At 71.2% G+C, this 25,776-nt stretch carries 22 protein-coding genes, 1 pseudogene and 1 riboswitch; of the genes and pseudogenes, 17 read left to right on the top strand and 6 right to left on the bottom strand.

The annotated features are described in order from the left end of the window. The first annotated feature begins 46 nt into the window (after nucleotides 1–46). Nucleotides 47–835 carry a carbon-nitrogen hydrolase family protein gene (locus ACFY6U_RS45065; protein ID WP_390047945.1) on the top strand — a complete coding sequence of 263 codons (789 nt, stop codon included), beginning with the start codon at nucleotides 47–49 and terminating at the stop codon, nucleotides 833–835. 51 nt (nucleotides 836–886) lie between these two features. After that, nucleotides 887–2,599: a flavin monoamine oxidase family protein gene (locus ACFY6U_RS45060; RefSeq protein WP_390047943.1), complete on the top strand. Its 1,713-nt coding sequence runs from the start codon at nucleotides 887–889 to the stop codon at nucleotides 2,597–2,599. A 36-nt stretch (nucleotides 2,600–2,635) separates the two neighbouring features. Here ACFY6U_RS45060 and ACFY6U_RS45055 read toward each other — a convergent pair whose 3' ends face one another. The 3 genes from ACFY6U_RS45055 to ACFY6U_RS45045 all read right to left on the bottom strand — a co-directional run bounded on the left by ACFY6U_RS45055 (nucleotide 2,636) and on the right by ACFY6U_RS45045 (nucleotide 5,831). After that, the gene (locus tag ACFY6U_RS45055) at nucleotides 2,636–3,565 is read right to left on the bottom strand and encodes an LLM class F420-dependent oxidoreductase (RefSeq protein WP_390047941.1); all 930 of its coding nucleotides are present in this window, start codon (nucleotides 3,563–3,565) and stop codon (nucleotides 2,636–2,638) included. Nucleotides 3,566–3,661: 96 nt separating this feature from the next. After that, nucleotides 3,662–4,348, bottom strand: a complete 687-nt coding sequence (locus ACFY6U_RS45050) for a DUF5995 family protein (RefSeq protein WP_390047939.1) — start codon at nucleotides 4,346–4,348, stop codon at nucleotides 3,662–3,664. 103 nt (nucleotides 4,349–4,451) lie between these two features. Then, on the bottom strand, nucleotides 4,452–5,831 hold the full coding sequence (locus tag ACFY6U_RS45045; RefSeq protein WP_390047937.1) for a uracil-xanthine permease family protein: 1,380 nt from the start codon (nucleotides 5,829–5,831) through the stop codon (nucleotides 4,452–4,454). Nucleotides 5,832–5,960: 129 nt separating this feature from the next. Between ACFY6U_RS45045 and ACFY6U_RS45040 the strand changes: the two genes are divergently transcribed. Together ACFY6U_RS45040 and ACFY6U_RS45035 are read left to right on the top strand one after the other, a co-directional pair. After that, nucleotides 5,961–7,220: an alginate lyase family protein gene (locus tag ACFY6U_RS45040; protein WP_390047935.1), complete on the top strand. Its 1,260-nt coding sequence runs from the start codon at nucleotides 5,961–5,963 to the stop codon at nucleotides 7,218–7,220. A gap of 86 nt (nucleotides 7,221–7,306) precedes the next feature. Then, a complete protein-coding gene (locus ACFY6U_RS45035) occupies nucleotides 7,307–7,765 on the top strand; it encodes an acyl-CoA thioesterase (RefSeq protein ID WP_390047933.1) in 459 nt (152 codons plus the stop codon). Here the strand turns inward: ACFY6U_RS45035 and ACFY6U_RS45030 are convergent. Further along, nucleotides 7,725–8,939 carry an MFS transporter gene (locus ACFY6U_RS45030; protein ID WP_390047931.1) on the bottom strand — a complete coding sequence of 405 codons (1,215 nt, stop codon included), beginning with the start codon at nucleotides 8,937–8,939 and terminating at the stop codon, nucleotides 7,725–7,727. The two genes, ACFY6U_RS45035 and ACFY6U_RS45030, sit on opposite strands and share 41 nt — an antisense overlap. Nucleotides 8,940–9,061: 122 nt before the next feature. Between ACFY6U_RS45030 and ACFY6U_RS45025 the strand changes: the two genes are divergently transcribed. The 10 genes from ACFY6U_RS45025 (at nucleotide 9,062) to ACFY6U_RS44980 (ending at nucleotide 18,281) form a co-directional block, all read left to right on the top strand. Then, nucleotides 9,062–10,324: an ROK family transcriptional regulator gene (locus ACFY6U_RS45025; RefSeq protein ID WP_390047929.1), complete on the top strand. Its 1,263-nt coding sequence runs from the start codon at nucleotides 9,062–9,064 to the stop codon at nucleotides 10,322–10,324. 274 nt (nucleotides 10,325–10,598) lie between these two features. After that, nucleotides 10,599–10,729, top strand: a riboswitch (FMN riboswitch). Between the two features lie 156 nt (nucleotides 10,730–10,885). Then, nucleotides 10,886–11,491 carry a riboflavin synthase gene (locus ACFY6U_RS45020; RefSeq protein WP_390047927.1) on the top strand — a complete coding sequence of 202 codons (606 nt, stop codon included), beginning with the start codon at nucleotides 10,886–10,888 and terminating at the stop codon, nucleotides 11,489–11,491. Beyond that, nucleotides 11,488–12,138, top strand: coding sequence for a nicotinamide riboside transporter PnuC (gene pnuC, locus ACFY6U_RS45015; protein ID WP_390047925.1), 651 nt, complete (start codon nucleotides 11,488–11,490; stop codon nucleotides 12,136–12,138). The genes ACFY6U_RS45020 and pnuC overlap by 4 nt, the downstream gene beginning before the upstream one ends. After that, entirely contained in the window at nucleotides 12,135–13,427 is a 1,293-nt protein-coding gene (locus ACFY6U_RS45010; protein WP_390047923.1) for a bifunctional 3,4-dihydroxy-2-butanone-4-phosphate synthase/GTP cyclohydrolase II, read from the top strand. Before pnuC ends, ACFY6U_RS45010 begins: the two co-directional genes overlap by 4 nt. Before the next feature lie 22 nt (nucleotides 13,428–13,449). Continuing rightward, entirely contained in the window at nucleotides 13,450–13,935 is a 486-nt protein-coding gene (gene ribH, locus ACFY6U_RS45005) for a 6,7-dimethyl-8-ribityllumazine synthase (RefSeq protein ID WP_390047921.1), read from the top strand. A 34-nt stretch (nucleotides 13,936–13,969) separates the two neighbouring features. Beyond that, nucleotides 13,970–14,242 carry a phosphoribosyl-ATP diphosphatase gene (locus ACFY6U_RS45000; RefSeq protein WP_030946750.1) on the top strand — a complete coding sequence of 91 codons (273 nt, stop codon included), beginning with the start codon at nucleotides 13,970–13,972 and terminating at the stop codon, nucleotides 14,240–14,242. A 47-nt stretch (nucleotides 14,243–14,289) separates the two neighbouring features. Then, nucleotides 14,290–15,138, top strand: coding sequence for an ATP phosphoribosyltransferase (hisG, locus tag ACFY6U_RS44995; protein WP_390047918.1), 849 nt, complete (start codon nucleotides 14,290–14,292; stop codon nucleotides 15,136–15,138). A 17-nt stretch (nucleotides 15,139–15,155) separates the two neighbouring features. Next, a complete protein-coding gene (locus ACFY6U_RS44990) occupies nucleotides 15,156–15,611 on the top strand; it encodes a PH domain-containing protein (protein WP_390047916.1) in 456 nt (151 codons plus the stop codon). 256 nt (nucleotides 15,612–15,867) lie between these two features. Then, entirely contained in the window at nucleotides 15,868–17,196 is a 1,329-nt protein-coding gene (locus ACFY6U_RS44985) for a hemolysin family protein (protein WP_351500944.1), read from the top strand. Then, nucleotides 17,193–18,281 carry a hemolysin family protein gene (locus ACFY6U_RS44980; RefSeq protein WP_390047914.1) on the top strand — a complete coding sequence of 363 codons (1,089 nt, stop codon included), beginning with the start codon at nucleotides 17,193–17,195 and terminating at the stop codon, nucleotides 18,279–18,281. Before ACFY6U_RS44985 ends, ACFY6U_RS44980 begins: the two co-directional genes overlap by 4 nt. Nucleotides 18,282–18,502: 221 nt before the next feature. Here the strand turns inward: ACFY6U_RS44980 and ACFY6U_RS44975 are convergent, their stop codons facing one another. Together ACFY6U_RS44975 and ACFY6U_RS44970 are read right to left on the bottom strand one after the other, a co-directional pair. Further along, nucleotides 18,503–20,365, bottom strand: coding sequence for an AAA family ATPase (locus tag ACFY6U_RS44975; protein WP_390047912.1), 1,863 nt, complete (start codon nucleotides 20,363–20,365; stop codon nucleotides 18,503–18,505). Between the two features lie 430 nt (nucleotides 20,366–20,795). Next, the gene (locus ACFY6U_RS44970; RefSeq protein ID WP_390047910.1) at nucleotides 20,796–21,464 is read right to left on the bottom strand and encodes a uridine kinase; all 669 of its coding nucleotides are present in this window, start codon (nucleotides 21,462–21,464) and stop codon (nucleotides 20,796–20,798) included. 195 nt (nucleotides 21,465–21,659) lie between these two features. Here ACFY6U_RS44970 and ACFY6U_RS44965 point away from each other — a divergent pair. The 3 genes and pseudogenes from ACFY6U_RS44965 to ACFY6U_RS44955 all read left to right on the top strand — a co-directional run bounded on the left by ACFY6U_RS44965 (nucleotide 21,660) and on the right by ACFY6U_RS44955 (nucleotide 25,757). Further along, nucleotides 21,660–22,606: pseudogene (locus ACFY6U_RS44965) on the top strand (hypothetical protein). Nucleotides 22,607–22,626: 20 nt separating this feature from the next. Further along, the gene (locus tag ACFY6U_RS44960) at nucleotides 22,627–24,138 is read left to right on the top strand and encodes an amino acid permease (protein ID WP_390047908.1); all 1,512 of its coding nucleotides are present in this window, start codon (nucleotides 22,627–22,629) and stop codon (nucleotides 24,136–24,138) included. Nucleotides 24,139–24,332: 194 nt separating this feature from the next. Then, on the top strand, nucleotides 24,333–25,757 hold the full coding sequence (locus ACFY6U_RS44955; RefSeq protein ID WP_390047906.1) for a C39 family peptidase: 1,425 nt from the start codon (nucleotides 24,333–24,335) through the stop codon (nucleotides 25,755–25,757). The last annotated feature ends 19 nt before the right edge of the window (nucleotides 25,758–25,776 follow it).

Genomic DNA, 25,776 nt, shown 5'->3' with positions numbered 1-25,776 from the left:
GTCTAAGTGACCCCCAGACCTCCTTCCGTACCCGGTGAGGACCCGCATGCGCACCGCCCTGCTCCAGAGCTCCGGCCGCCCCGGCTCGACCGTCGAGAACCTCAAGGTGCTCGACGAGGCCGCCGGCCGGGCCGCCGCCGCGGGCGCCGCGCTGCTCGTCGCCCCGGAGATGTTCCTCACCGGCTACGCGATCGGCGACGACATCGCCCGCCTCGCCGAGCCGGCCGACGGCGACAGCGCGGACGCGGTCGCCGAGCTGGCCCACCGGCACGGTCTGGCGATCACCTACGGCTACCCGGAGCGCGACGGCGACCGTGTCCACAACTCCGCCCAGCTGATCTCCGCGGGCGGCGCCCGGCTCGCGAACTACCGCAAGTCCCACCTCTTCGGCGGCTTCGAGCGGGACCACTTCACCGCGGGCGAGCAGCCGGTCGTCCAGGCACAGCTGAACGGCCTCACCGTCGGGATCATGATCTGCTACGACGTGGAGTTCCCGGAGCTGGTCCGTGCCCACGCCCTGGCCGGCACCGACCTGCTGCTGGTCCCGACGGCGAACATGCATCCGTTCGAGATCGTCGCCGAGTCCATGGTCCCGGTGCGGGCCTGGGAGAACCAGATGTACGTGGCCTATGCCAACCGGGTCGGCCAGGAAGGCGAGTTCGAGTTCTTCGGGCTCTCCGCGCTGGCCGGACCCGACGGGGTCGCCCGCGCCCGCGCCGGCCGCGCCGAGGAACTCGTCCTCGCCGACCTCGACCCCGCTCTCCTCGCCGCCTCCCGCGAGGCGAACCCGTACCTGGAGGACCGCCGCCCCGGCCTCTACGGGTCCCTGGCCTGACCTCCCCGCTCTTCTTCACACGTTCCGCGTTTCGCAAGGAGTCCGTACCCCATGACGTCCACGGTGCCCAACGCCGTCGAGCACGCCGACGAGCAGCAGCCGCCGATCACCATGTTCGGCCCGGACTTCCCGTACGCCTATGACGACTTCCTCGCCCACCCGGCGGGCCTCGGTCAGATCCCGGCGACCGAGCACGGCACGGAGGTCGCGGTCATCGGCGGCGGGCTGTCCGGCATCGTGGCCGCCTACGAGCTGATGAAGATGGGCCTGAAGCCGGTCGTCTACGAGGCCGACAAGATCGGCGGCCGGCTGCGGACCGTCGGCTTCGAGGGCTGCGACTCCTCGCTGACCGCCGAGATGGGCGCGATGCGCTTCCCGCCCTCCTCCACCGCCCTCCAGCACTACATCGACCTGGTGGGGCTCGAGACCAGCCCGTTCCCCAACCCCCTGGCGGAGGCGACCCCTTCGACCGTCGTCGACCTCAAGGGCGAGTCCCACTACGCCGAGACGATCGACGACCTGCCGCAGGTCTACCGGGACGTCGCCGACGCCTGGAACAAGTGCCTGGACGAGGGCGCCGACTTCTCCGACATGAACCGCGCGATGCGCGAGCGGGACGTGCCGCGCATCCGTGAGATCTGGTCCCGGCTCGTCGAGAAGCTCGACAACCAGACGTTCTACGGCTTCCTCTGCGACTCCGAGGCCTTCAAGTCCTTCCGGCACCGCGAGATCTTCGGCCAGGTCGGCTTCGGCACCGGCGGCTGGGACACCGACTTCCCCAACTCCATCCTGGAGATCCTGCGGGTCGTCTACACCGAGGCCGACGACCACCACCGCGGCATCGTCGGCGGCTCCCAGCAGCTGCCGCTGCGGCTCTGGGAGCGCGAGCCGGAGAAGATCGTGCACTGGGCCTACGGGACCTCGCTCGCGAAGCTGCACGAGAACGGCGAGCCCCGTCCGGCCGTGACCCGGCTGCACCGCACCACCGGCAACCGGATCACGGTGACGGACGCGAACGGCGACATCCGCACCTACCAGGCGGCGATCTTCACCGCCCAGTCCTGGATGCTGCTCTCCAAGATCGCCTGCGACGACTCGCTCTTCCCGATCGACCACTGGACCGCGATCGAGCGCACCCACTACATGGAGAGCTCCAAGCTGTTCGTCCCGGTCGACCGGCCGTTCTGGCTGGACAAGGCCGTCGACGACAGGGGAAATCCGACCGGCCGGGACGTCATGTCGATGACGCTCACCGACCGGATGACGCGCGGCACCTACCTCCTGGACGACGGCCCGGACAAGCCCGCCGTGATCTGCCTCTCCTACACCTGGTGCGACGACAGCCTGAAGTGGCTGCCGCTGTCCGCGCACGAGCGGATGGAGGTCATGCTGAAGTCGCTCGGCGAGATCTACCCGAAGGTCGACATCAGGAAGCACATCATCGGCAACCCGGTGACCGTGTCCTGGGAGAACGAGCCGTACTTCATGGGCGCGTTCAAGGCCAACCTGCCCGGCCACTACCGGTACCAGCGGCGCCTGTTCACGCACTTCGTGCAGGACTCGCTGCCCGCGGACAAGCGGGGCATCTTCCTCGCCGGTGACGACATCTCCTGGACGGCGGGCTGGGCCGAGGGCGCCGTCCAGACCGCGCTGAACGCGGTCTGGGGCGTCATGCACCACTTCGGCGGAGCGACCGACGCGGCCAACCCCGGCCCCGGCGACGTCTACGACGAGATCGCGCCGGTCGAACTCCCCGAGGACTGAACCCAGGACTGACCCGAGGGCCGGCCGGAGGGCGGACTAGACCCCGGCCGCCCGCGCCTTCTCGTACACCTCGGCCGCGACGTCCTTGAGCTCCCGGGCGTCGCGCGCGGTGATCTGGAGGTCGATCAGGATCTCCTCCAGGCCGACCGCCGCGTGGGCCGCCAGGTCCTCGACGATCTGGTCGACGCTGCCCTGGAAGGGGCGGCGATCGGCGCCGTCGTAGGCCTTGGGCGTGTAGGCGGTGTTGACCCGCAGGACTGTCCGGATCGGTTCCGTCCGGCCGCGCTCGGCCGCCAGCTCCTGCAACTCCTGCCACTGCGCGGCCAGTTGTTCGACGCCCATGCCCACGGGCAGCCAGCCGTCCGCGCGGTCCACCAGCCGGCGCAGAGCCTTCCTGCCGTGCGCGCCCAGCATGATGGGGATCGGCCGGGCGGGCTTGGGACCGACCAGGGCCGAGGCGATCTTCGTGACCTCGCCGTCGTGACGCACGGGGTCGGGGCCCCACACCGCCCGGCACACGTCGATGAACTCGTCGAGCACCTTGCCGCGGTCCTCGAACGGCCGGACCCCGGCGGCCGCGTACTCGTCGAGGGACCAGCCGGTGCCCAGGCCCGCCACCACCCGGCCGCCGCTCGCCGCGTCCAGCGAGGCCAGGGACTTGGCCAGTTGGAAGGGGATGTGCAGGGGTGCCACCAGCACGCTGCTGCCCAGCCGGGCCCGCTCGGTGGCCGCGGCGGCGAGGGTGAGGGTGACCAGGGGATCCGCCACGTGCCGGTACTCGTCGGGCCAGGGGAGGCCGGGGACGTTGTAGAGCCCCTGGGTGGCGGGCTCCGGGAACAGGGCCCGCTCGAAGACCCACAGGCTGTCGTAGCCGATCTGCTCGGCGGTGCGTGCCACGTCGGGGACGTCGGTGCCGAGGGAGTACTGCCGCATCTGGGGAAGACCAAGACCGAGCCTGGTGGTCATGCCGGTGCTCCTTTGCAGTCGGGTGCCAGCCGTCAACGTACGGTGCGCGTCCGAAGATTCCGGAGGCGGCGCGCACACCGATGGGATCGCGCCACGTCAGTCGCGCAACGGCGTGAGCAGCATCCGGCCCGCCAGGCCCACGGCCGCGTCCAGCCGCTCGGCGAACTCCTCGGCCAGCTCCTCGAATCCGCGTAGCGCCCACAGCGCCCGCGCCGCCGCCCAGGTCGCCTCCCGGGCCCGCTCCAGGCTCCAGGAACCGAGCAGATGGGTCAGCGGATCGGCGATCTGGAGCAGGTCGGGGCCCGGCATCAGGTCCTCGCGGATGCGTTCCTCCAGCGAGACGAGCAGGTCGCCCACGCGGTCGAACTCGTCCTCCAGATCGGCCGGTTCGCAGCCGAGCGTGCGGCAGGCGTCCACCACGGCCAGCGCCAGGTCGTGACCGATGTGCGCGTTGATGCCGGACAGCGCGAACTGCAGCGGGCGGATGCCGGGATGGCGGCGGAACCGGAACAACGGCCGCCAGCAGGCGGGGGGTCGGCGGTCCGCCGCCTCCACGTCCACGGCGGTGAGATAGCGCTCGGCGAACCGCACGTCCAGGGTCGCCGCGGCCCCGGGGTCCGCGAACCGGCCCGCGTCCAGGCGCCGTTCGACCTCCTCCGTGACGGCGAGGTACACACGGTTGAAGACCGCGACCCCGTCCCGCTCGGGCAGGGCCGCGTCCAGGGCGCGCATCCGGGCGACGACGGTGCCGACCGGAGCGGTGAGGTGGTGCAACTGCGCCATGGGGGAAGGGTCCCAGCTCCGGCCCGGCGCGCGTGCCGACGGGCCCGGCGCTTCCCCGGAACGGGGGAACGGACCCGCTGCGCGGATGGCCGCAACCGGGCGCCTACGGCCGGGTGTCGTCGTAGGAGCTCGTGCCCTCGTCGAGGAGCGGTTCCGGTCCCTTGAGGTGGGCCGGGGCCATGGCGCGCAGGGCGTGGTAGCCGACGATGACGACCAGGGTTCCGAGGGCGATGCCGCTGAGGGAGAAGGTGTCGGAGAACTTCATGCTGACGTTGCCGACGCCGATGATGATGCCTGCGGCCGCCGGGACCAGGTTCAGCGGGTTGCGCAGGTCGACCTTGGCGTGCAGCCAGATCTGGGCGCCGAGCAGGCCGATCATGCCGTACAGGATCACCGTGATGCCGCCGAGGACCCCGCCCGGGATCGCGGCCACGATCGCGCCGAACTTGGGGCAGACGCCGAAGAGCAGCGCGAAGCCGGCGGCGGCCCAGTAGGCGGCGGTGGAGTAGACGCGGGTCGCGGCCATCACGCCGATGTTCTCGGAGTAGGTGGTGTTGGGCGGGCCGCCCACGGCGGTGGAGAGCATCGAGGCGACCCCGTCGGCCGAGATCGCGGTACCGAGCTTGTCGTCGAGCGGGTCGCCGGTCATCTCGCCGACCGCCTTGACGTGCCCGGTGTTCTCGGCGACCAGGGCGATGACGACGGGCAGGGCGACCAGGATCGCCGACCACTGGAAGGACGGGCCGTGGAAGGACGGCAGCCCGATCCAGTCGGCCTTGCCGACGCCGGAGAGGTCCAGTCGCCAGTGGTCGGTGACCTTGCCGCTCGGGCTCATGGAGTGGATCCGGCCGAAGATCCGGTCGAGGGCCCACGAGAGGGCGTACCCGAAGACCAGGCCCAGGAAGATCGCGATGCGGGACCAGAAACCACGCAGACAGACGACGGCCAGACCGGTGAACGCCATCACCAGCAGCGCCGTCCACTGGTCCTGCGGCCAGTAGGTGGAGGCGGTGACCGGCGCGAGGTTGAAGCCGATCAGCATCACGACCGCGCCGGTGACGATCGGCGGCATCGCGGCGTGGATGATCCGGGCGCCGAAGCGCTGGACGGCCAGCCCGACCAGGAACAGCGCGACGCCGACCACGAAGACCGCGCCGGTCACCGTGGCACTGGTGCCGCCCTGCGCGCGGATGACGGCGGCCACCCCGACGAAGGACAGCGAACAGCCCAGGTAGCTGGGCACCCGGCCGCGCGTGGCCAGCAGGAAGAGCACGGTCGCGACGCCGGACATCATGATCGCGAGGTTGGGGTTCAGACCCATCAGAACCGGGGCGACGAAGGACGCACCGAACATTGCGACCACATGCTGGGCGCCGAGCCCGACCGTCCGCGGCCAGGAGAGCCGCTCGTCGGGGCGTACCACCGCTCCGGGCGCGGGGGTGCGCCCGTCGCCGTGCAGTTTCCAGCGCACGCCGAGATCCATGGTGGGGCTTCGCTTTCTCTGTACGTGAAGATGGTCCGAACCATTGTCAGGGCTACCTGGCGGTTCTACGCTCGCACGGTCCTACTCATGAACTGCGTTCATAAGTCTGAATAGACGATCGGAGTGCCGATGAGTGGAAGATCCCGCGCGGCCGTTCTGCTGACGACCCTGGTGGCGTTCGGAGCCGTCCTCGTCCCCTCCGCCCATGCCGTGGCCAAGGCTCCGGACACCGCCGTCCTCGACGGCGCCCGGCTCCAGCACACCAGGGCCGAACTCCACGACGGCGACCCGCAACTGCGGCGCGCGCTGCGCGACCTGACGACCCGTGCCGACAGCTGGCTGACCCAGGGCCCCTGGACGGTCGTCGACAAGCCCAAGCCCGCCCCGGGCGGCGACGTCCACGAGTACCTCAGCCAGGCCCCCTACTGGTGGCCCACCACCACCCCCACCGCCGACAACCCCTGGGGCTGCCCCTACGTCCAGCGCGACGGCCAGCGCAATCCCGAGGTCGACAGCGGCACCGACCGCCAGGACGTCGAGAAGGTCTTCGACTCGACGTACGACCTCTCCCTGGCCTGGTACTACACCGGTAACCGGAAGTACGCCGAGAAGGCCGGGCAGATCCTGCGTACCTGGTTCCTCGACCCGGCGACCCGGATGAACCCGGACCTGAACCACGCCCAGTTCATCCCGTGCAAGTACGACGGCCGGGCCATCGGCATCATCGACTTCTCCCAGTCGTACACGAGCGTGGTCGACGCGCTGGCGATCCTCGGCACGGGGGCGCCCGGCTGGAGCGCCGCGGACCGGGCCGGGATGCGGAGCTGGAACACCGGCTTCCTCGACTGGCTGAAGAACAGTGCCTTCGGCAAGGAGGAAGGCGCCGCCGCCAACAACCACGGCACCTTCTACGACATGCAGCTCGCCGCCCTCGCCTACGCGACCGGCGACAAGGCGCTGGCCAGGCAGACCGTGCTGGACGCCCGGACGAAGCGGATCGACCCGCAGGTCGCGGGCGACGGCAGCCAGCCGCAGGAGCTGGCCCGCACCAGGAGCTGGCACTACTCGACCTTCGACCTGGTCGCCTACACCCGGCTCGCGGCGATCGGCCGGCACGTCGGCGTGAACCTCTGGGGCTACCGGGGGCCGGACGGGCAGAGCCTGTCCAAGGCCGTGGACTACCTGCTGCCGGCCGCGACCGGGGCGGCCGCCTGGCCGTACCCGGAGCTGGAGTTCCACCGGTACGCGGCGAGCGACGTGGTGCACGCGGCGGCCGACGCGGGCGACAAGGCGGCCCAGAAGGCGGTCGGGCGACTGGAGACCCCGCCCGGCGGCGACCTCTGGGCGCTGCGGCCGGCCGCCGAGCAGCTGGACTCGATCGCGGGCTGACCAGCCCCTTCCCGACCGGGGCTCCTGAGCGTCCGCTTAGGATGGAGTGTCCCCACCGCTTCGTCCAGCGCCCAGGAGCCCCACCCGTGACCGCCGAAGCCCCCTCCGCCCCCGCCCTTCCCTACGGCCGGCTGCTGCCGGTCAGCGTCCACTTCGACGACCTCGACGCGCTCGGGATGCTGCACAACGCCCGCTACCCGTTGCTGGTCGAGCGCGCCTGGACCGAGCTGTGGCAGGGGCACGGCATCCGCTTCGACGGCGACTGGGCCACCGCCGGGGACGCCTGCAACGTGGTCAGGGAGCTGCTGATCGGCTACGAGGAACCGGTCACCAGGTCGGGCACCTACGCCGTCCACCTCTGGCTGGAACGGCTCGGCACCACCGGGCTGACCTACGGCTTCCGCTTCTGCTCGCCGGACGGCGCGACCACCTACGCGCGGGGCACCCGGGTGCTCGTCCGGCTGGACGCGGCCACGCTGCGCCCTGCGCCCTGGAGCGAGACGTTCAGGGCCGTGGGCCGGGAACTGCTGCGGCCTCGGGGCTGACCTCCGCACGAGATCCCCGCGTCCCGGCGCGCAGCACGCCCGCGAACGCCACCAGCCCCAGCGCCAGCACCGTGACCAGGCAGAACGACACCACCAGACTGGTCGCCTGGGCGATGCCGCCGATCAGGCTGGGCGCGATCAGGCCCGAGGTGTAGGTGATCGTCGCCACGCCCGCGATGGCCTGGCTCGGGTTCGGCCCGGCGTGTCCGGCCGCCGCGAAGCACAGCGGTACGACGACCGCGATGCCGAGGCCCATCAGCGCGAACCCGGTCATCGCCACCACCGGCTGCCCGGCGAGGACCACCAGCGTTCCGCCGATCGCGGCCAGCACACCCCCGGCGCGCACGGTACGGACCGCGCCGAAACGGTTCACCACCGCGTCCCCGCTGATCCGGGCCGCCGCCATGGCCAGCATGAACCCGGTGGTGGTGGCCGCCGCGAGCCCGGCCGAGCTGTCCATCCGGTCCCGCAGGAACACCGCCGACCAGTCCAGGCTCGCCCCCTCCGCGAACACCGCGCAGAAGCCCACCGTGCCGATGAGCAGTGCCGACCGGGGCGGCAGCGTGAACCGCGGCGGCGGCTCCTCGTCCTCGCCGGGCCTGACGTCCAGGACGAAGCCGGCCGCCAGCACGCCGAGCACGGTGAGAACGGCCGAGGCCAGGGCGAAGTGCACGCGCGCGTCCGTGCCCAGATGCGCGGCGAGGGTGCCCGCCGCCGAGCCGAGCAGGGTGCCCGCGCTCCACATGCCGTGCAGCCCCGACATGATCGACCTGTCGAGCACCCGCTCGATCTCCACGCCGAGCGCGTTCATCACCACGTCCGCCATGCCGGCGCTCGCGCCGTACACGAACATCGCCAGGCACAGCAGGTACAGGTTGGTGGCGAGCGAGGGCAGGATCAGCGACAGCGTCCACATCGCGATCAGCCCGCGCAGTGCCGTACGGCTCCCGAAGCGGTGGCTGATCCGGCCGGCCAGCGGCATCGAGCACGACGCGCCGAACGCCGTGAAGGCGAGCGCGAAGCCCAACTGCCCGGCGCTCAGCGAGGCGTGGTCCTGGACCCACGGCACCCGGGTCGCGAACGAGCCGGTGACGGCACCGTGCACGGTGAACACGGCCGCGACGGCGTACCGCGCGCGCTTCACCCCGTGCTGCTCGTAACCCACGTCTTTCATGGTCCTGCCCCTCCCCGGGTGGGTGCCGCCCCGCTGTCCGCCGTAAACTATCAGGGACCCTGCCTGATAGATAGGGAGTTATGTGGCCGTCCTGGGCCATCGGATCTGGGAGGATGCCCGTCATGCCCGCATCACCGAGCACCGCCCGGGCCATCAACGACCGGCTCGCGCTGAGCCTGCTCCAGCAGGAAGGACCGCTGACGGCAGGGCAGTTGAAACAGCTGACCGGGCTGTCCCGGCCGACCGTCGCCGACCTCGTCGAACGGCTCACCGCGTCCGGTCTGATCACGGTGGTCGGCGAGTCGGGCGAGCAGCGCCGGGGGCCGAACGCCCGGCTGTACGGCATCGTCGCCGACCGTGCGTACCTGGCCGCCCTCGACGTACGCACCGAGAGCGTCTCGGTGCTGGTCTCCGACCTGGTGGGGCGGGTGCTGGCGGAAGGGTCGGTACCGGTCGTCCCGGAGGCCGGGGAGGCGGCGGCCGTCGATCAGGCGATGGGGCTCGTGGAGCGGGCGGTGAAGGAGGCGGGGGCGTCCGGGGACGAGGGGCAGCTGCACACCGTGGGCATCGGCGCGCCCGGGCTCGTCGACCCGGCCACCGGTGAGCTCCGCGACACTGCGGGCCTGCCGGTCTGGCACCGGCGGCTGGTCGCCGCCCTCCAGGAGCGGTTCCCGCAGGCCAGGGTCAGCGTCGAGAACGAGACCAACCTGGCCGCCCTCGCCGAACAGCGCGAGGGTGCCGCCCGGGACCGCGACACCTTCGTCCTGCTCTGGCTGGGGCACAGCTGTGGCGCCGCCGTCGTCCTGGACGGCGGCCTGCGCCGGGGCGCCTCCGGCGGCACGGGCGAGATCGGCTTCCTGCCGGTGCCGGGCACGGCCGCGCTGCCCACGGCGACGGACTGCTCAGGGGGTTACCACTCGCTGGTGGGAGCGGCGGCGATCGTGGAGCTGGCGGCGGAGTGCGGCGTGGGGCCGGGGGGCCTGTCCGCCGACCGTCTGGTCGAGGAGGCGGTACGCCGTGCAGCGGGCGGTATCGATATGCGGCTCCGCCGCGTGGGCGCGACCAGCCACGAGGGCGCCGATGACGACCACCGGCCGTCCCCGGCACATGCTCGCTTTCTCGACACCCTCGCCGACCGCATCGCCGTAGGCGTGGCAGCCGTCGTCGCCGTCCTGGACCCCGGCTGCGTGGTCCTCGGCGGTGAGATCGGCCCCGGCGGGGGAGTGGCGCTCGCCACGCGGGTCGAGGCGCGACTCGGCCGGATGTCCCCCCTGGCCACCGAGGTACGGGCGAGCACGCTCGGCGGCGCCGCCGTCCTGCGCGGCGCCCTGCTCACCGCCCGCGAGCGTGCCCAGGACGAACTCTTCGCGGCACCGGACCGCTGACCCCGTGCCCCGCGCCGGCGCGGGCCGCCCGGATTGGGCGGGCCCGGCGACGGGCAAGGGCCGTCGTCACCGCCACCGGGTCCGCTCGAACCCTAAAAGGACTAGACCAGTAGGGTCAATAGGTGTGAATAACAGTCAAGATTCCTGGTCCGGGCGCCAGTTGGGCACACCGCGGTCCGTCTGGGAAGTCCAGCGGCGCGGGCTGTGAGGCACCCCACACGGTTCCCCTGTATGGACCACGATCGGGCGTGGCACACTGGCCGTGTACCAGAAGCAGCGCACTCCGGGGTCGGTGAAACTCCGAACCGGCGGTTATAGTCCGCGACCCGTCCGCTTCCAGCGGCCGGTTGACCAGGTGAAATTCCTGGACCGACGGTTAAAGTCCGGATGGGAGGCAGTGCGCGGCGGGCGAGCATGTACGTGTGCGCGCCGCCGTATCTGGTCTCGTCCGTCACGGACGGGACCTTTTCGGCGTCGTCCTCGGTGTGATCGTCCGTCCATTCTGTCGTCCGTCGACAGGCCCCGGAGTCCGTGCCCCGTTGAGGCAGGAGGACCCGGGAAGTGTTCACCGGAATCGTCGAAGAGCTGGGTGAGGTCACCGCCGTCGAGAACCTCGGCGACGCGTCCCGTTTCCGGCTCCGTGGCCCCGTAGTGACCGAGGGCGCGCAGCACGGCGACTCCATCGCCGTGAACGGTGTCTGTCTGACCGTCGTGGAGCACGAGGGCGACGAGTTCACCGCCGACGTCATGGCGGAGACCCTCAAGCGTTCCTCCCTCGGCGCCCTGGGCGTCGGCTCCCGCGTCAACCTGGAGCGCCCCACCGCGGTCGGCTCCCGCCTCGGCGGCCACATCGTGCAGGGCCATGTCGACGGCACCGGCCAGGTCCTGGCCCGCACCCCCTCCGAGCACTGGGAGATCGTCAAGGTCTCCCTTCCGGCCGACCTCGCCCGCTACGTCGTCGAGAAGGGCTCCATCACCGTCGACGGCATCAGCCTCACGGTCGTCGAGGCGGGCCCCGACTACTTCACCGTCAGCCTGATCCCCACCACCCTCGACCTCACCACCCTCGGCCACAAGCAGCCCGGCGACCAGGTCAACCTGGAGGTCGACGTCGTCGCCAAGTACGTGGAGCGCCTGCTCGCCGGCACGCAGGGAGCAGGCCGGTGAACTGGCTGAACTCCGAGGCCTTCGCCCTCTTCGGCCAGCACATCCTGTGGTCGGACATGATCGGCAACATCCTCGGCCTGGCCGCGCTCGGCCTCGGCTGGCGCCGCAACCTGTGGAGCTGGCCGGTCCAGTTCGCCTCCGGTCTGATCCTCTTCGGCGCCTTCTTCGGCCACCTCACCGGCAGCGCGGGCAAGCAGGTCGTCGTCATGGCGGTCGCCCTGTACGGCTGGTGGCAGTGGAACCGCAACAGGGGCCGGGTCGAGGACGGCGGTGACGGCCACATCGCGCCCCGCTTCGCCACCTGGCGGGAGCGCGGCGCGATGGTCGCCGCCGCGGCCGTCGGCACGGTCGCCGTCGCGCTGCTCTTCAAGGCCTACCCGTCCCTGTCCTGGGACCCCTGGCCGGACGCCTACATCTTCGTCGGCACCGTCGTCGCCATGTACGCCCAGGCGCGCGGCATGGTCGAGTTCTGGATCGCCTGGCTCCTGGTCGACGCGGTCGGCGTCCCCCTCAACTTCACCAACGGCTACGCCTTCTCCGGCTTCGTCTACGTCATCTACGGAGCGCTCGTCCTGTGGGGCCTGCGCGACTGGTGGCTGCGCTCCCGCCAGGGCACGCGGCCCGCTCTGGAAGGAGCACCCGCATGACCGCGGCACCGATCCTGTACAGCACCGAAGGCGTCGAGGACCTCACCCTCGACCCGGTCGAGCAGGCCATCGCCGACATCGCGGCCGGCCGCCCGATCGTGGTCGTCGACGACGAGGACCGCGAGAACGAGGGCGACCTCGTCATCGCCGCCGAGAAGATCACCCCCGAGATCGTCGCCTTCATGATGAGCGAGTGCCGCGGCCTGATCTGCGCCCCCATGGAGGGCGACGAGCTGGACCGGCTGCAGCTGCCGCAGATGGTCGGTGACAACACCGAGTCCATGAAGACCGCGTTCACCGTCTCCGTCGACGCCTCCGCCGCGCACGGCGTCACCACCGGCATCTCGGCCGCCGACCGCGCCACCACACTCCGGCTGCTGGCGAGCGGCGACGCCGAGCCGACGGACCTCGTCCGCCCCGGCCACGTCTTCCCGCTGCGCGCCCGCCCCGGTGGCGTCCTGGTCCGCAACGGCCACACGGAGGCCGCCGTCGACCTCGCCCGCCTCGCGGGCCTGCGCCCGGCCGGCGCCATCGTGGAGATCGCCGGCGAGGACGGCCGGATGCTCCGCCTCCCGGAGCTGATCCCGTTCGCCCGCAAGCACGGTCTGACGATCATCTCCATCGCGGACCTGATCACCTTCCGCCGGGCCGCCGAACCGACCGTCCGCCGCGAGGCCGAGGTCAACCTGCCCACCAAGCACGGTGCCTTCACCGCGTACGGATACCGCTCCACCACCGACGGCGTCGAGCACGTCGCCCTCGTCCACGGCGAGATCGGCGACGGCGGGGACGTCCTGGTCCGGATCCACTCCGAGTGCCTCACCGGCGACGTGTTCGGCTCCGCCCGCTGCGACTGCGGACCCCAGCTCGACGCCGCCCTGGACCGCATCCAGGACGAGGGCCGGGGCGTCGTCGTCTACCTGCGCGGCCACGAGGGGCGGGGCATCGGCCTGCTGTCCAAGCTGCGCGCCTACGAACTCCAGGAGCGCGGCCGCGACACCCTCGACGCCAACCTCGAACTCGGCCTGCCCGCCGACGCCCGCGACTACGGTGCCGGCGCCCAGATCCTGGCCGACCTCGGGGTGCGCAGCGTCCGCCTGATGACCAACAACCCCGACAAGAGCGACGCGCTGCTGAGCCACGGCCTCAAGCTCAGCGGACGCGAGCCGATGCCCGTACAGGCGGGCGAGCACAACCTCCGTTACCTGCGCACCAAGCGGGACCGGATGGGCCACGACCTGCCCTGGCTGGACACGCCCCCGGCGCTGTCCACCTGCGGCAACCAGTAAAGAAACAGCACTGAGGAGAGACGTGAGCGGCAAGGGTGCACCTGAACTGTCCGTACGCAATGTCAGCGACCTGCGGGTCGCGGTCATCGCGTCCCAGTGGCACGAGAAGGTGATGGACGGTCTGGTGGACGGCGCCCTGCGCGCCCTGCGCGAACTGGGGATCGACGAGCCGACCCTGCTCCGGGTCCCCGGCAGCTGGGAGCTCCCGGTCACCGCCAAGGTCCTCGCCGGGCGGGGCTACGACGCGATCGTCGCCCTCGGCGTCGTCATCCGCGGCGGCACCCCGCACTTCGAGTACGTGTGCCAGGGCGTCACCCAGGGCCTCACCCAGGTCTCCGTGGAGACCGGTGTGCCGGTCGGCTTCGGCGTCCTCACCTGCGACGACGAGGAGCAGGCCCTGGACCGGGCGGGTCTCGCGGGCTCCAACGAGGACAAGGGCCACGAGGCGGTGACGGCCGCGGTGGCGACGGCGGCCACCCTCCGCTCAGTATCTGAACCCTGGCACTGAGCGACGCGGCGATTGGCGTAGTCTGGCGCTCACCATGTCCAACAAGACTTTCGAGGAGCTCTTCACCGAGCTCCAGCACAAGGCCGCCCACGGCGACCCCGCCACCTCCCGCACCGCCGAGCTGGTCGGCAAGGGGGTCCATGCCATCGGCAAGAAGGTCGTCGAGGAGGCCGCCGAGGTCTGGATGGCCGCCGAGTACGAGGGCAAGGAAGCGGCCGCCGAGGAGATCTCGCAGCTGCTCTACCACGTCCAGGTGATGATGGTCGCCCGCGGCATCTCGCTGGACGACGTCTACGCCCACCTGTAGAACCTTTTCCGACAAACCCGCCTTTTCGAGCAAAGGAAGCCGACCTCATGCTGCGCATTGCCGTCCCCAACAAGGGTTCCCTCTCAGGCCCTGCGGCGGACATGCTGCATGAGGCCGGCTACCGGCAGCGGCGGGAGTCCAAGGAACTCCGCATCGTCGACCCGGTCAACGACGTCGAGTTCTTCTACCTCCGCCCCCGCGACATCGCCATCTACGTCTCCTCCGGTCGCCTCGACATCGGCATCACCGGACGCGACCTGCTGGTGGACTCCGGTGCCAACGCCGAGGAGATCCTGCCGCTCGGCTTCGCCCGCTCCACCTTCCGCTTCGCCGCCAAGCCCGGCGAGGCGAACGGCCTGGCGGACCTGAAGGGCAAGACGGTCGCCACCTCCTACGAGGGCATCGTCGCCAAGCACCTGGCCGACAGCGGCGTCGACGCCTCCGTCGTCCACCTGGACGGCGCCGTCGAGACCGCCATCGAGCTGGGCGTCGCCGAGGTCATCGCCGACGTCGTCGAGACCGGCACCTCGCTGCGCAACGCCGGCCTGGAGGTCTTCGGCGAGCCGATCATGAAGTCCGAGGCGATCGTGGTCCGCCGCACCGGCGCCGACGCCGAGGAGCCCAAGGTCCAGCAGTTCCTGCGCCGTCTCCAGGGCGTCCTGGTCGCCCGGACGTACGTGATGATGGACTACGACTGCCGGGTCGAGCAGCTGGAGAAGGCCGTCGCCCTCACCCCGGGCCTGGAGTCGCCGACCGTCTCCCCGCTGCACAACGAGGGCTGGGTCGCCGTCCGCGCGATGGTCCCCACCAGGGACGCCCAGCGGATCATGGACGACCTGTACGACATCGGCGCCCGCGCCATCCTGACGACGGCCATCCACGCCTGCCGCCTCTGAACCGGGGCACGCGAGAGATGTCCGAGCTCCCCGCCCTTCCCGTCACCTTCCGGCCGGGTCTCACCCGCGTGATCCTGCTCACCGCGGGTGTCGCGATCTTCGCCACCATCTCCGGGGTCGCGCTGCTCCTGGAGCAGCTCGGCCCGGGGGAGAAGCTCAGCTTCGTCGTCACCGGCGCGCTGATCTTCTGGGTGCTGGCCCGGCTGGCCCGGGTCAAGGTGGTCGCCGACGAGTCCGGGGTCACCGTCGTCAACATCGCCGGCAAGCGGCACCTGGAGTGGGCGGAGATCGTCCAGGTGAACCTCCGCCCGGGTGACCCGTGGGTGTTCCTCAACCTCAGCGACGGCACCAGCCTGCCCGCTCTCGGCATCCAGCCGGGCATCGCCAAGCAGCGCGCCGTCGCCGACGCCGCGGCCCTGCGCGCCCTCGCCGAGGCCCATGCGATCAGCGACCCCGAACAGCATCTGGGCTGAAATCACGCAACTTCGGGGGCGTCTTGGGGCCGTCGCCCCTGCCGCACCGGCCCCTGTCTTGATTAATCTGTTGGCGGAGGCTTTTCACGTCCCGCCTCCGCCCCTGTCGCGCGCCCCGCGCACAGGGGTTCCTGCTACCCGAGGAGTGACCCTCTCCGGCGATGGACGGATCGTCCTGTAGTACCTGCGCCGCCCCCTCCCGACATACCGCGGACCGCCTTCTCGCAGTCCACGAGGCTTCGGAGGCGGCGGCATCATGACCACCCCCCTGCTGCTCCTGGCAGCCGCGTTCCTGCTCATCCTCGCCAACGGCTTCTTCGTGGCCGCCGAGTTCGGCCTGGTGACCGTGGAGCGGCCCGAGGCCGAGAAGGCCGCCGCCGACGGCGACAAGCGCGCCCGTACGGTCGTCGAATCGCTGAAGGAGCTGTCCTTCCAGCTCTCCGGCACCCAGCTCGGCATCACCATCACCTCCCTCGTCGTCGGCATGCTCGCCGAACCGGCACTGGCCGCGCTGCTGCGTGGCCCGCTCACCGCCATCGGCCTGCCCGACGGCGCGGTCTCCGGTATCGCCGTCGTGGTGGGCATGCTGCTCGCCTCGGCGATCCAGATGGTGATCGGCGAACTCGTGCCCAAGAACTGGGCGGTCTCCAAGCCCCTCCAGGTCGCGCGGTTCGTCGCCGGCCCGCAGGCCCGCTTCTCCCGCCTGTTCCGTCCGGTCATCGCCGCGCTGAACACGGTCGCCAACCGGCTCGTCCGCGCCCTCGGCGTCGAGCCCGCCGAGGAGCTGGCCTCCGCCCGCACCCCCGGCGAACTGGTCTCCCTGGCCCGGCACTCCGCGCAGGCCGGTGCGCTGGAGCAGGACACCGCCGACCTGTTCGTCCGGACCCTGTCCCTGGGCGAGCTGACCGCCCAGCACGTCATGACCCCCCGGGTGAAGGTCAGCGCACTCCAGGACACGGCGACCGCCGAGGACGTCGTCAACCTCACCCGGGCCACCGGCCTGTCCCGCTTCCCCGTGTACCGGGAGAAGATCGACGAGATCGTCGGCATGGCCCATCTCAAGGACGCCCTGGCCGTCTCGGTCCACGACCGGCTGCGCACCCCGGTCGGCCGCATCGCCCGCAAGGCCCTGCTGGTCCCCGAGACGCTCCCGGTCCAGCCCCTCCTGGCCCGGCTCCGCTCCGAGCAGCCCATCGCGGTCGTCGTCGACGAGTACGGCGGTACGGCGGGCGTGGTCACCCTGGAGGACATCGTCGAGGAGCTCGTCGGCGAGGTCCGCGACGAGCACGACAGCCCGGACGCACCGGAACTCGCGTCCGCCCCGGCCCAGGACGGCAGGCCCGCCTGGGACGTCGACGGCAGCGTCCGCGTCGACATCCTCCAGCGGATAGGCCTCGACGTGCCCGAGGGCCCCTACGAGACGGTCGCCGGCCTGGTCGCCGACCTCCTCGGCCGGATCCCGGCGCCCGGCGACCGCGCCGAGCTGCCCGGCTGGCGGCTGTCCGTCCGCCGGGTCGGCCACTACCGTGCGGAACGGGTCCGCCTGGTCCGCACCGCCCCCGCCGTCGCGGAGGCCGCCCGATGAGCGTCCTGCAACTGGTCTTCGCCGGCCTGCTGGTGCTGGCCAACGGCTTCTTCGTCGGCGCCGAGTTCGCCCTCGTCTCCGTCCGCCGCAGCCAGATCGAGCCCCTGGGCACCGCCCGGGCCCGCCAGGTCCTCTACGGCCTGGAACGCCTCCCGCAGATGATGGCCGCCGCCCAGTTCGGCATCACCGTCTGCTCCCTGACGCTGGGTGCGGTGGCCGAACCGACGGTGGCCCAGCTGCTGGAGCCGCTGTTCGAAGCGGTGCATCTGCCGGAAGGCGTGATCCACCCCCTGGGCTATGTGATCGCGCTGGCCGGGGTGGTCTTCTTCCACCTGGTCATCGGCGAGATGGTGCCCAAGAACCTGGCGATGGCGGCGCCGGAGAAGGCCGCGCTGTGGCTGAGCCCCGGCCTGGTCGCCTTCGCCCGCGTGTGCCGGCCGATCACGGTCGCGCTCGGCGCCTGCGCCCAGGGCATCCTCAAGCTCTTCCGGGTCGAGCCGAAGGACGAGGTCGAGGCCGTCGTCACCAGCGAGCAGCTCAACCGGCTCCTGGAGGACTCCGGCCAGGCAGGCCTCCTCGACCCCGAGGAACAGGAACGCCTGGAGGACGCGCTGGAACTGGGCTCCCGCCCGGTGACGGACGTGCTGCTGCGACGCGAGTCCCTGATCACGGTCCCGCCGTCGGTCACCCCGGGCCAGATCGTCGAGCTCACCGCCCGCACCGGCTACTCCCGCTTCCCGGTGGCGGCCGAGTCCGGGGCCTTCATGGGGTACGTGCACGTGAAGGACGTACTCGACCTGGAGGACTCGGACCGGGCGGTTCCGCAGCAGATATGGCGCCCGATGACGACACTGCGGGCCGAGCTGCCGCTCGACGACGCGCTGACCGTGATGCGCCGGGCGGCGACCCACCTGGCCCAGGTCGCCGACGCGAACGGCCGGGTCCTGGGGCTGGCGGCCCTGGAGGACGTCCTTGAGCTACTGGTCGGCGAGGTGACGGACCCGGCCCACCGGGACCAGGCGGCAACGCCGAGGACGCCGGAGCCGAGGGTGAGCGGGGAGCCGGAGGAGGCCATGGCGGGGTGAGGCCGTAGTTCGGCTGCGGGTGCGTGGGGGCTGCTCGCGCAGTTCCTACCCCCAGCCGAAGGCTGGGGGTACCCCCAGCGCCCCTTACGGGGCGCTTCCCAGCCGTGTCTCACACAACCGCGGGCAGTCGTGCCGCTGGGGCGGCACGGGTGGGCGCGGGCGGCACCCCGCAAGCGCCGGTGAGCGTCCCCACCCCGACCCCAGCCCCCACGTACCCGCACCTACATCCCGGCCGCCGGATCCTGCGGCCCCCGCCCCGACAGCACCTCTCCGTACGCCTGCATCAGGTCCGGCAACCGCAGCGTCGCCAGGTCGTCCCGGGACAGCACCCCCGGATACGCCGACAACCGCAGATCCCGGTACGCGCAGCTCTTCTCGTACAGCGTCCGCAGGAACCGCCCGTTGCCCAGCTCGTCGATCCACCCCTGGTCCACCACGTGCCCGGCGATCGACCGCAGCTCCTCCAGCGCCTCCTCGTCCCACGCGTCCCCGTTCTCGGCGGCCAGGACCTCGCCGATCGACGTCAGTTCGAGGGGGCGGTAGGAGGGAAAGTCGACACGCGTGGTGAAGCGCGAGGAGAGCCCCGGGTTCGCGGCCAGCAGGCGGTCCATGCCCTCCGGGTAGCCGGCCAGGATCACCACCAGGTGGTCCCGGTTGTCCTCGGCCCGCTTCAGCAGCACCTGCAGCGCCTCGTCGCCGTACGCGTCCCCCTTGCCGTAACCGGAGTTGGAGAGTGAGTAGGCCTCGTCGACGAAGAGCACACCGCCGATCGCGGAGTCGATCAGTTCGTTCGCCTTCACGGCGGTCTGGCCCAGGTACTCGCCGACCAGGTCGGCCCGCTGCGCCTCCACGAGATGGTCCCCGCCGAGCAGGCCGAGCGCGTAGAAGACCCGACCGAGGATGCGGGCGACGGTGGTCTTCCCGGTACCGGACGGCCCGGAGAAGACGAAGTGGCGTTTCGGCGGCTGCACCGGCAGCCCCTGCCCGGCCCGCAACCGAGCCATGTTCAACTGCGCGGACAGCGCCTTGACCTGCCGTTTCACGGGTTCGAGCCCGACCATGCGCTCCAACTCGGCGAGCGCCTCCTCAAGTAACGCGGGGTCGGTCGGCCCGGCCGGCAGCGCAGGCGAGGGCACGACCTTCTCGCGCACCGCCGGGTCGATCACCGACGGCATCGCCCCGGCCGGCGGCTCCGGATCGCCGAGCCGCAGCTCGCGCCCCTCGGTGCCGAAGAGCGGGTCGAGCATGTCCGGTCCGTCCACCACGTCCTGTCCGGCGCCGATGAGGGTGATCGACGCGAAGTCGGCCGTGTCGTCGTACCCGTCGCCCTCGGCTATCGCGGCCAGCCGCGCGGAGGTGTCCATGAAGGCGGGGTCGACGCGGTGCACGGCCCGGTAGAGGGGGAGCGCGGCGGCGCTGCGGCCGGTGCCCTCGTGCGCCCGCGCCAGCCAGTAGCGCAGTTCCTTGCGCTGCGGCTGCTCGCTGCGGCAGCGCATCAGCGCGGCGGACAGCAGCGGTTCGGCCTGGCCGTACATTTCGAGGCGGACCCGGGCCATGCCGCCGAACAGGCCCGCCTCGATGCCGAGCATGGGATCGTCGAGGAGCGGGTCGGTGTGCCGTACCAGCTGCTCCCAGTCCTTGACCAGGTAGGCCCGGCAGGCGTGCAGGAAGCGGACCTGGGGATCGGCGTCCACCGGCGGCAGCCCGGCGAGGGCCCGGTCGAGTTCCGGGACGTGCCGGCCGTCCAGCCAGTGGGAAGCATGGGCCAGCAGGAGATCGCGCGGGCTCTCGAGCACCGGCTGCACCCACCAGCCCAGCCAGTACCAGGAGTTCAGGGTGCGGCGATGCCGGCCGCGCTGTTCGCCGAAGCGGTCCCGGTGCCGGAACATCCGCAGCAGCGCGGTCGTCGTGTCGACGCGCAGCGCGTGCAGTCCGAGCCAGGCGTCGGCCATCCCGGGATCCATCCGTACCGCGGCCCGGAACTCCTCCTCCGCCTGCGGATAGGCGCCCATCGTGTAGGCGTCCACCCCTCGCAGCCAGGCGAGGTCGGCCGGGGCCTCGGGGCCCTGCGTGCCGAAATCCATCACGTCCCCCACAAACCGTGCCCCCGTGGTTGGCCCCCGGGCTCCCCCCGATGGCCGCCGTTGGTCGAACCGCTGTGCCGCGGACCGGAGTTGCAGGTGCGCGAAGCAGCCGTTCGAAGGTCGCACCGAGGGCATCGTACCTGCGGTTCCGCCGCCCGCCGAAGGGTGCCGCACAGGCCGTTTGGCGAGGTGGGGGCAGACGGGGCGCACACGGGTCGGTGACCGAGGGTGAGCGAGGGGGTGCGCGCCGCGCACACAAAAGGGGTAAAGGGCAGAACGAAGCCCCCGATCACGGGGGAACAACCGGGGGCTTCGCGTCTGCAGGGCGGCCTCGAGCGGCCGCTCATTCAGAACGTAAGTCCTGTACGGCCCCCCGGTCAAGCCGAGTTGAGGTACTCGGGCAACTTCCTGGAAGCGCGTCTTCACGAGTTCAGCACACAGCGGACGGTCCGTCACGGTGGGTGATGGCCTGGTCCGGTCCAACTGTCTTCGCAGGTCCCGGCAGCACCTCGTATCCCTTCTGTGACTGTGTCACCAGAAGGTCGGCGTACGGCCTTGACGGGTCTTCGCTGAAGTGTTCGTGTTCCGCCCTGACCCACTCGGCCCAGAAATCCCGTTGTTCCGCGCCGTCCCGCGCCCTGCCCCGCGTCCATGCCTGCTCGTGCGGCAGCTCCATCCACAGCAGTCGCGCCAGGAAGGGGCGCAGTGCCCGGCGGCCGGCGCCGACGCCCTCGACGAGGACGACCGGGGCCGGCGGGAGCGGGCGGGGCGGGCCGAAGCGGCGGGTGTGCCAGTCGTAGGGGGAGTAGTGCGCCGTCCCGCCGTGCCCGAGCGGCTCGATCACCTGGGCCAGCAGCCGGCCGGTCCAGGCGAACAGCTCCTCGTGGCTGGCGATGTCGTCGAGGTGCAGCACCGGTGCCCCGCCCAGGGCGGTGGCCAGTCGGCCGGCGAACGTGGTCTTCCCGGACCCGGCGTGCCCGTCGACGCCGACGAGGCGGACCGGGCCGCAGGAGGGCGGCAGGGCCCGGAGTGCGGAGGCGAGCTGACGAATGACCGTTCCCGAGGTGTGCTGCGATGTGGGGGTGTTTTCCGGAAACATTCTAGTAGTGCGGCGCATAGCGGGTGTTTACGGCCCCGAGAAAGTATCGGCTTGAACCAATTTCGAGCCGTTCTCCGCCGCGTCCACCAATATTTCCGACCGGCTGACCGATATGTCGACCTCGTGCGTTTCCGGTGCGCCCGGCCCTGAGTAGGGTGCCTGGTGCACGCGTCGGACGGGGACGGACAGGGGAAGATGGCCGCGGAGTTATTCGAGGGGCACTACGTATGGCATCCGGCGGCCGACGACCGTTTGCTCGCGAGCGTATGCGTGGACGTGCGCGCCGGAAGATATCTGAGTGTGAGGCGCTGGCCGAGACGCGTGCCGACTTCGCCCTGCGCGCCCACCGCTCCCTGGTCCTCGCCTCCGAGGCGGCAGGCACCGATCTGGTGGAACGGTGGCTGGCCGAGGAGCCGGGCCCCGAGTCGGCGCTGATGTGGGCCCGGGTGGCCGTCCAGCGGGCGATCCGGGCGGCCGACGCCCGGGACGAGCGGGCCGAGGCGCTGGAGCGGATCGCCCTCGCCGCCTGCGACCGGGCCAGCGCCATGAACCCCGCCGACCCCACGCCCTGGGCCGCCAAACTGGCCATGGCCCGGCTGCACCGCCCGCACGACCCCGCCCCGGGCGGCCTGCTGACCTCACCGTCCGGTCCCTGGCGGCTGTTCGCGCACACCCTCGCCCTCGACCCCTGGAACCGAGAGGCCCACCACCGCTTCCTGTCCTTCTTCTTCACCCGGTACGGCGGCTCGGTCAACGCGGCCTGGGACGTCGCCGCCTTCCTCGCCCAGCGGGCCCCCGCCGACTCCGCCCTGCGGCTGCTGCCGCTGGTCGCGCTGGTGGAGAGCCACAACCCCACCCAGCTGCTCGCCGAGCGGGTCTGGGAACAGCCCCAGTGGCGCAGCACCGCGCTGTCGGTCTACCACAACTGGCTGCCCGTGGCCGCCGGATACCGCTTCACCCCGGTGCTCGACCTGGCCTACCTCGCGCACGCGCTGGTCATGGCCCGGTGCGAGTTCGAGGCCCGGGCGGTCTTCACGGTCAAGGGGCCGTACGCCTCACGCATGCCCTGGAGCGTCTTCGGCGAACCGGCCGACCAGCTCTCCCGGGCCCGCCGCGCCTGCGGCCTGCCCATCCCCTCCTAGCCCCAGAGAAAGGCCGGCACGTGTCAGAACGCACAGCGGACCCCGTCACGCTCGAGGACGACGCGACCCTGCACGCGTTGGGTTATCCGCGGAAACTCACCCGCCGATTCCAGGCCTTCGACAATTTCGCCATCTCCTTCACCATCATCAATATTCTCTCCGGGATCTTCTCGTCCTTCGGATTCGGTATGAACGCGGGTGGCCCCCGCATTCTCGTGTTCGGCTGGATCGGCGTCTGTGTGATGGTGCTCTGCATCGGGGCCGCCATGGCGGAAGTCGCCTCCGCCTATCCGACGAGCGGCGCCCTGTATTTCTCCGCCGGTAAACTCGCCAAACGGCACAAGGGCGCCTGGTCCTGGTACACGGGCTGGCTTAACTTCGTGGGCCAGATCGGCGGCACCGCGGCCACCGGATACGCGGCCGCCACCTTCATCCAGGCGTTCGTCGCCCTGCAGTGGCCCTCGTACACGCCGACCGCCCACCAGACGGTCCTGATCACGGCCCTGATCATCGTGGTCCAGGGGCTCGCCAACACCTACACCGTCCAGCTCGTCGCCGTACTGAACCGGATTTCCGTCTGGTGGCTGCTGATCGGACTCGTGGTGATCGTGAGCACACTGATCGTGATGCCGGACCACCACCAGTCGGCGTCCTTCGTGACGCATTTCGTGAACAACACCGGCTTCACCAACGGCCTTTACGGCGGCCTGCTCGGGCTGCTGGTCACCAGTTGGACCTTCACCGGCTTCGACGGCAGCTTCCACATGTCCGAGGAGACCGTCCAGGCGACCGTCAACGCACCCAGGGGGATCATCCGGTCCATCGGGTATTCGGCGATCACCGGCCTGATCCTGATGCTCGCGCTGGTGTACAGCATCGGCAACTACGACAAGGTGGCGAGCTCCTCAGCGCCGCCCGTCCAGATTCTCATCGACGGACTCGGCATGGGCTGGGCCAGGGCGATGCTGCTCGTCGTCATCGGCGCCATGCTCTTCTGCGGCCTCGCCAACCTCACCAGTAACACCCGGCAGATCTTCGCCTTCTCCCGGGACGGCGCGATGCCCGGCTCCCGCCTGTGGCACTCGGTCTCGCCCCGCACCCGGACCCCCGTCAAGGCCGTCTGGCTCGCGGTGGCCTGCTCGCTCGCCCTGGTGGTGCCGGGCTGGTGGTCGCACACGGCGTTCACCGCGATCGTCAGCGTCAACGTCGTCGGCCTGTTCCTCGCCTACGCCGTGCCGGTGTTCCTGCGGCTGCGCCTGGGCGACGACTTCCGGCCGGGGCCGTGGAACCTGGGCCGCTGGAGCAGGCCGGTCGGCTGGCTGGCGGTGGTCTGGATCCTGCTCAGCAGCATCCTGTTCATGCTGCCGCAGGCCTCGCCGATCACCGTCGACTCCTTCAACTACGCGCCGATCGCACTGGCCGTCGTCCTGGCCGTGGCCACGGTCTGGTGGTTCGCCACCGCCCGCCGCCGCTTCCAGGGCCCGGTCAGCTACGGCCGCCCCGACGAGGTCGCCGCGATGGACCTCATCTGACCGACCAGGACCCGTTTGCCCATATGAAGGAGGCCCGGGCGACCGCGCCGGGGCCTCCTTCAGTGGACGAGACCAATATTGATGGGCGTGGCACGGGCCGAAGTGCTGGCAGGGGCATGGCGCCTGCTCCATAGTTGGCGCACAGCCCTTGCTCCGGATCAGCCGTGACGCGCACACCTGGGGGTCCTCCACCCATGAGCAGAGCCGAAAAGCCGTCCCGCAGAACCGTTCTGGCAGCCGCCGCCTCCGTCGCGGCGGCGGCCGTGGCCCAGAGCGTGGTCCCCGTGGCGCCGGCGGTCGCCGCGCCGGAGACCGACGCCGACGACACCGCCCGGACCGAGACCCGCCGGGCCGGGAACGGCCGTGCCGGCCACGGCCGGGACGGGACCCGCCCGATCGACTACCGCTCCTGGACGACCTACAGCGACTGGAAGACCGGCACCGCCAAGGGCGTCGGCGCCGTCGCCGGGAACCGCCCCGGCGTGGTGATCGGCACCCCGGCCGGCACCACCTCCTACACCGACCCCCACACCGGCACCACCGCCGCCTGGGAGTACGCCACCTGGACCGGCCCGGTGCACCAGCTCGCCGTCCCCGCCACCGAGACCATCGCCTCCTGGAACGCGGACACCCCGGCCGGCACCTGGATCCAGGTCGAACTGCACGGCACCTACTCCGACGGCACCGCGACCCCCTGGTACGTCATGGGCCGCTGGGCGGCCGGCGACCAGGACATCAAGCGGACCTCGGTGGACGGCCAGACCGACGGCAAGAGCACCATCTGGACCGACACCTTCGCCGTCGACGACGCCACCACCGGTCTGCGCCTCACCTCGTACCAACTGCGTCTGACCCTCTACCGCAAGCCGGGCACCAAGCTCACCCCGACGGTCTGGCGGCTCGGCGCCATGGGCTCCGACATCCCGGACCGCTTCACCGTCCCGGCCTCCACCCCGGGCCTGGCCCAGGAACTCAAGGTCCCGCGGTACTCACAGGAGATCCACAAGGGCCAGTACCCCGAGTACGACAACGGCGGCGAGGCCTGGTGCAGCCCCACCTCGTCGCAGATGATCGTCGAGTACTGGGGCGGCCGGCCCACTGCGGCGCAGCTGGCCTGGGTGGACCCGTCCTACACCGACCCGCAGGTCTGCTACGCGGCCCGCTACACGTACGACTACCAGTACGGGGGCTGCGGCAACTGGCCGTTCAACGCTGCCTACGCGTCGACGTACCAGGACCTCCAGGGCGTGATAACGCGACTGGCCTCGCTCACCGACCTGGAGACCCTGATCGCGGCCGGCATCCCGGCCATAACGTCACAGTCGTTCCTCGCGTCGGAGCTGACGGGTGCCGGTTACGGCACCTCCGGGCACCTGATGACCGTGATCGGCTTCACCGCGGACGGCGACGTGATCGCCAACGACCCGTTCTCGGCCGACGACGACGCGGTGCGGCGGGTCTACCTGCGCCGGGAGTTCGAGAACATCTGGCTGCGGACCAAGCGGTACAACGCCAGCGGCAAGGTCGTCTCCGGCACCGGAGGCGTCTGCTACCTGTACTTCCCGGCCTGTCCGAGCCCGGCCCAGCTCAAGGCGCTCGCAGCGGTCGGCGTGCGCTGACCTGGCACGACGGCGGCCC

The organism is Streptomyces sp. NPDC013157 (assembly GCF_042899865.1).
Classification (GTDB): Bacteria; Actinomycetota; Actinomycetes; order Streptomycetales; family Streptomycetaceae; genus Streptomyces.
This window is presented reverse-complemented; position numbering and strand designations above follow the sequence as displayed.

Bases quoted from the DNA above. Each gene is read 5' to 3' on its own strand.
- ACFY6U_RS45065 (WP_390047945.1), top strand. From the start codon at position 47: ATGCGCACCGCCCTGCTCCAGAGCTCCGGCCGCCCCGGCTCGACCGTC.
- ACFY6U_RS45060 (WP_390047943.1), top strand. From the start codon at position 887: ATGACGTCCACGGTGCCCAACGCCGTCGAGCACGCCGACGAGCAGCAG.
- ACFY6U_RS45055 (WP_390047941.1), bottom strand. From the start codon at position 3,565: ATGACCACCAGGCTCGGTCTTGGTCTTCCCCAGATGCGGCAGTACTCC.
- ACFY6U_RS45050 (WP_390047939.1), bottom strand. From the start codon at position 4,348: ATGGCGCAGTTGCACCACCTCACCGCTCCGGTCGGCACCGTCGTCGCC.
- ACFY6U_RS45045 (WP_390047937.1), bottom strand. From the start codon at position 5,831: ATGGATCTCGGCGTGCGCTGGAAACTGCACGGCGACGGGCGCACCCCC.
- ACFY6U_RS45040 (WP_390047935.1), top strand. From the start codon at position 5,961: ATGAGTGGAAGATCCCGCGCGGCCGTTCTGCTGACGACCCTGGTGGCG.
- ACFY6U_RS45030 (WP_390047931.1), bottom strand. From the start codon at position 8,939: ATGAAAGACGTGGGTTACGAGCAGCACGGGGTGAAGCGCGCGCGGTAC.
- ACFY6U_RS45025 (WP_390047929.1), top strand. From the start codon at position 9,062: ATGCCCGCATCACCGAGCACCGCCCGGGCCATCAACGACCGGCTCGCG.
- ACFY6U_RS45010 (WP_390047923.1), top strand. From the start codon at position 12,135: ATGACCGCGGCACCGATCCTGTACAGCACCGAAGGCGTCGAGGACCTC.
- ACFY6U_RS45000 (WP_030946750.1), top strand. From the start codon at position 13,970: ATGTCCAACAAGACTTTCGAGGAGCTCTTCACCGAGCTCCAGCACAAG.
- hisG (WP_390047918.1), top strand. From the start codon at position 14,290: ATGCTGCGCATTGCCGTCCCCAACAAGGGTTCCCTCTCAGGCCCTGCG.
- ACFY6U_RS44990 (WP_390047916.1), top strand. From the start codon at position 15,156: ATGTCCGAGCTCCCCGCCCTTCCCGTCACCTTCCGGCCGGGTCTCACC.
- ACFY6U_RS44985 (WP_351500944.1), top strand. From the start codon at position 15,868: ATGACCACCCCCCTGCTGCTCCTGGCAGCCGCGTTCCTGCTCATCCTC.
- ACFY6U_RS44980 (WP_390047914.1), top strand. From the start codon at position 17,193: ATGAGCGTCCTGCAACTGGTCTTCGCCGGCCTGCTGGTGCTGGCCAAC.
- ACFY6U_RS44975 (WP_390047912.1), bottom strand. From the start codon at position 20,365: ATGGATTTCGGCACGCAGGGCCCCGAGGCCCCGGCCGACCTCGCCTGG.
- ACFY6U_RS44970 (WP_390047910.1), bottom strand. From the start codon at position 21,464: ATGTTTCCGGAAAACACCCCCACATCGCAGCACACCTCGGGAACGGTC.
- ACFY6U_RS44955 (WP_390047906.1), top strand. From the start codon at position 24,333: ATGAGCAGAGCCGAAAAGCCGTCCCGCAGAACCGTTCTGGCAGCCGCC.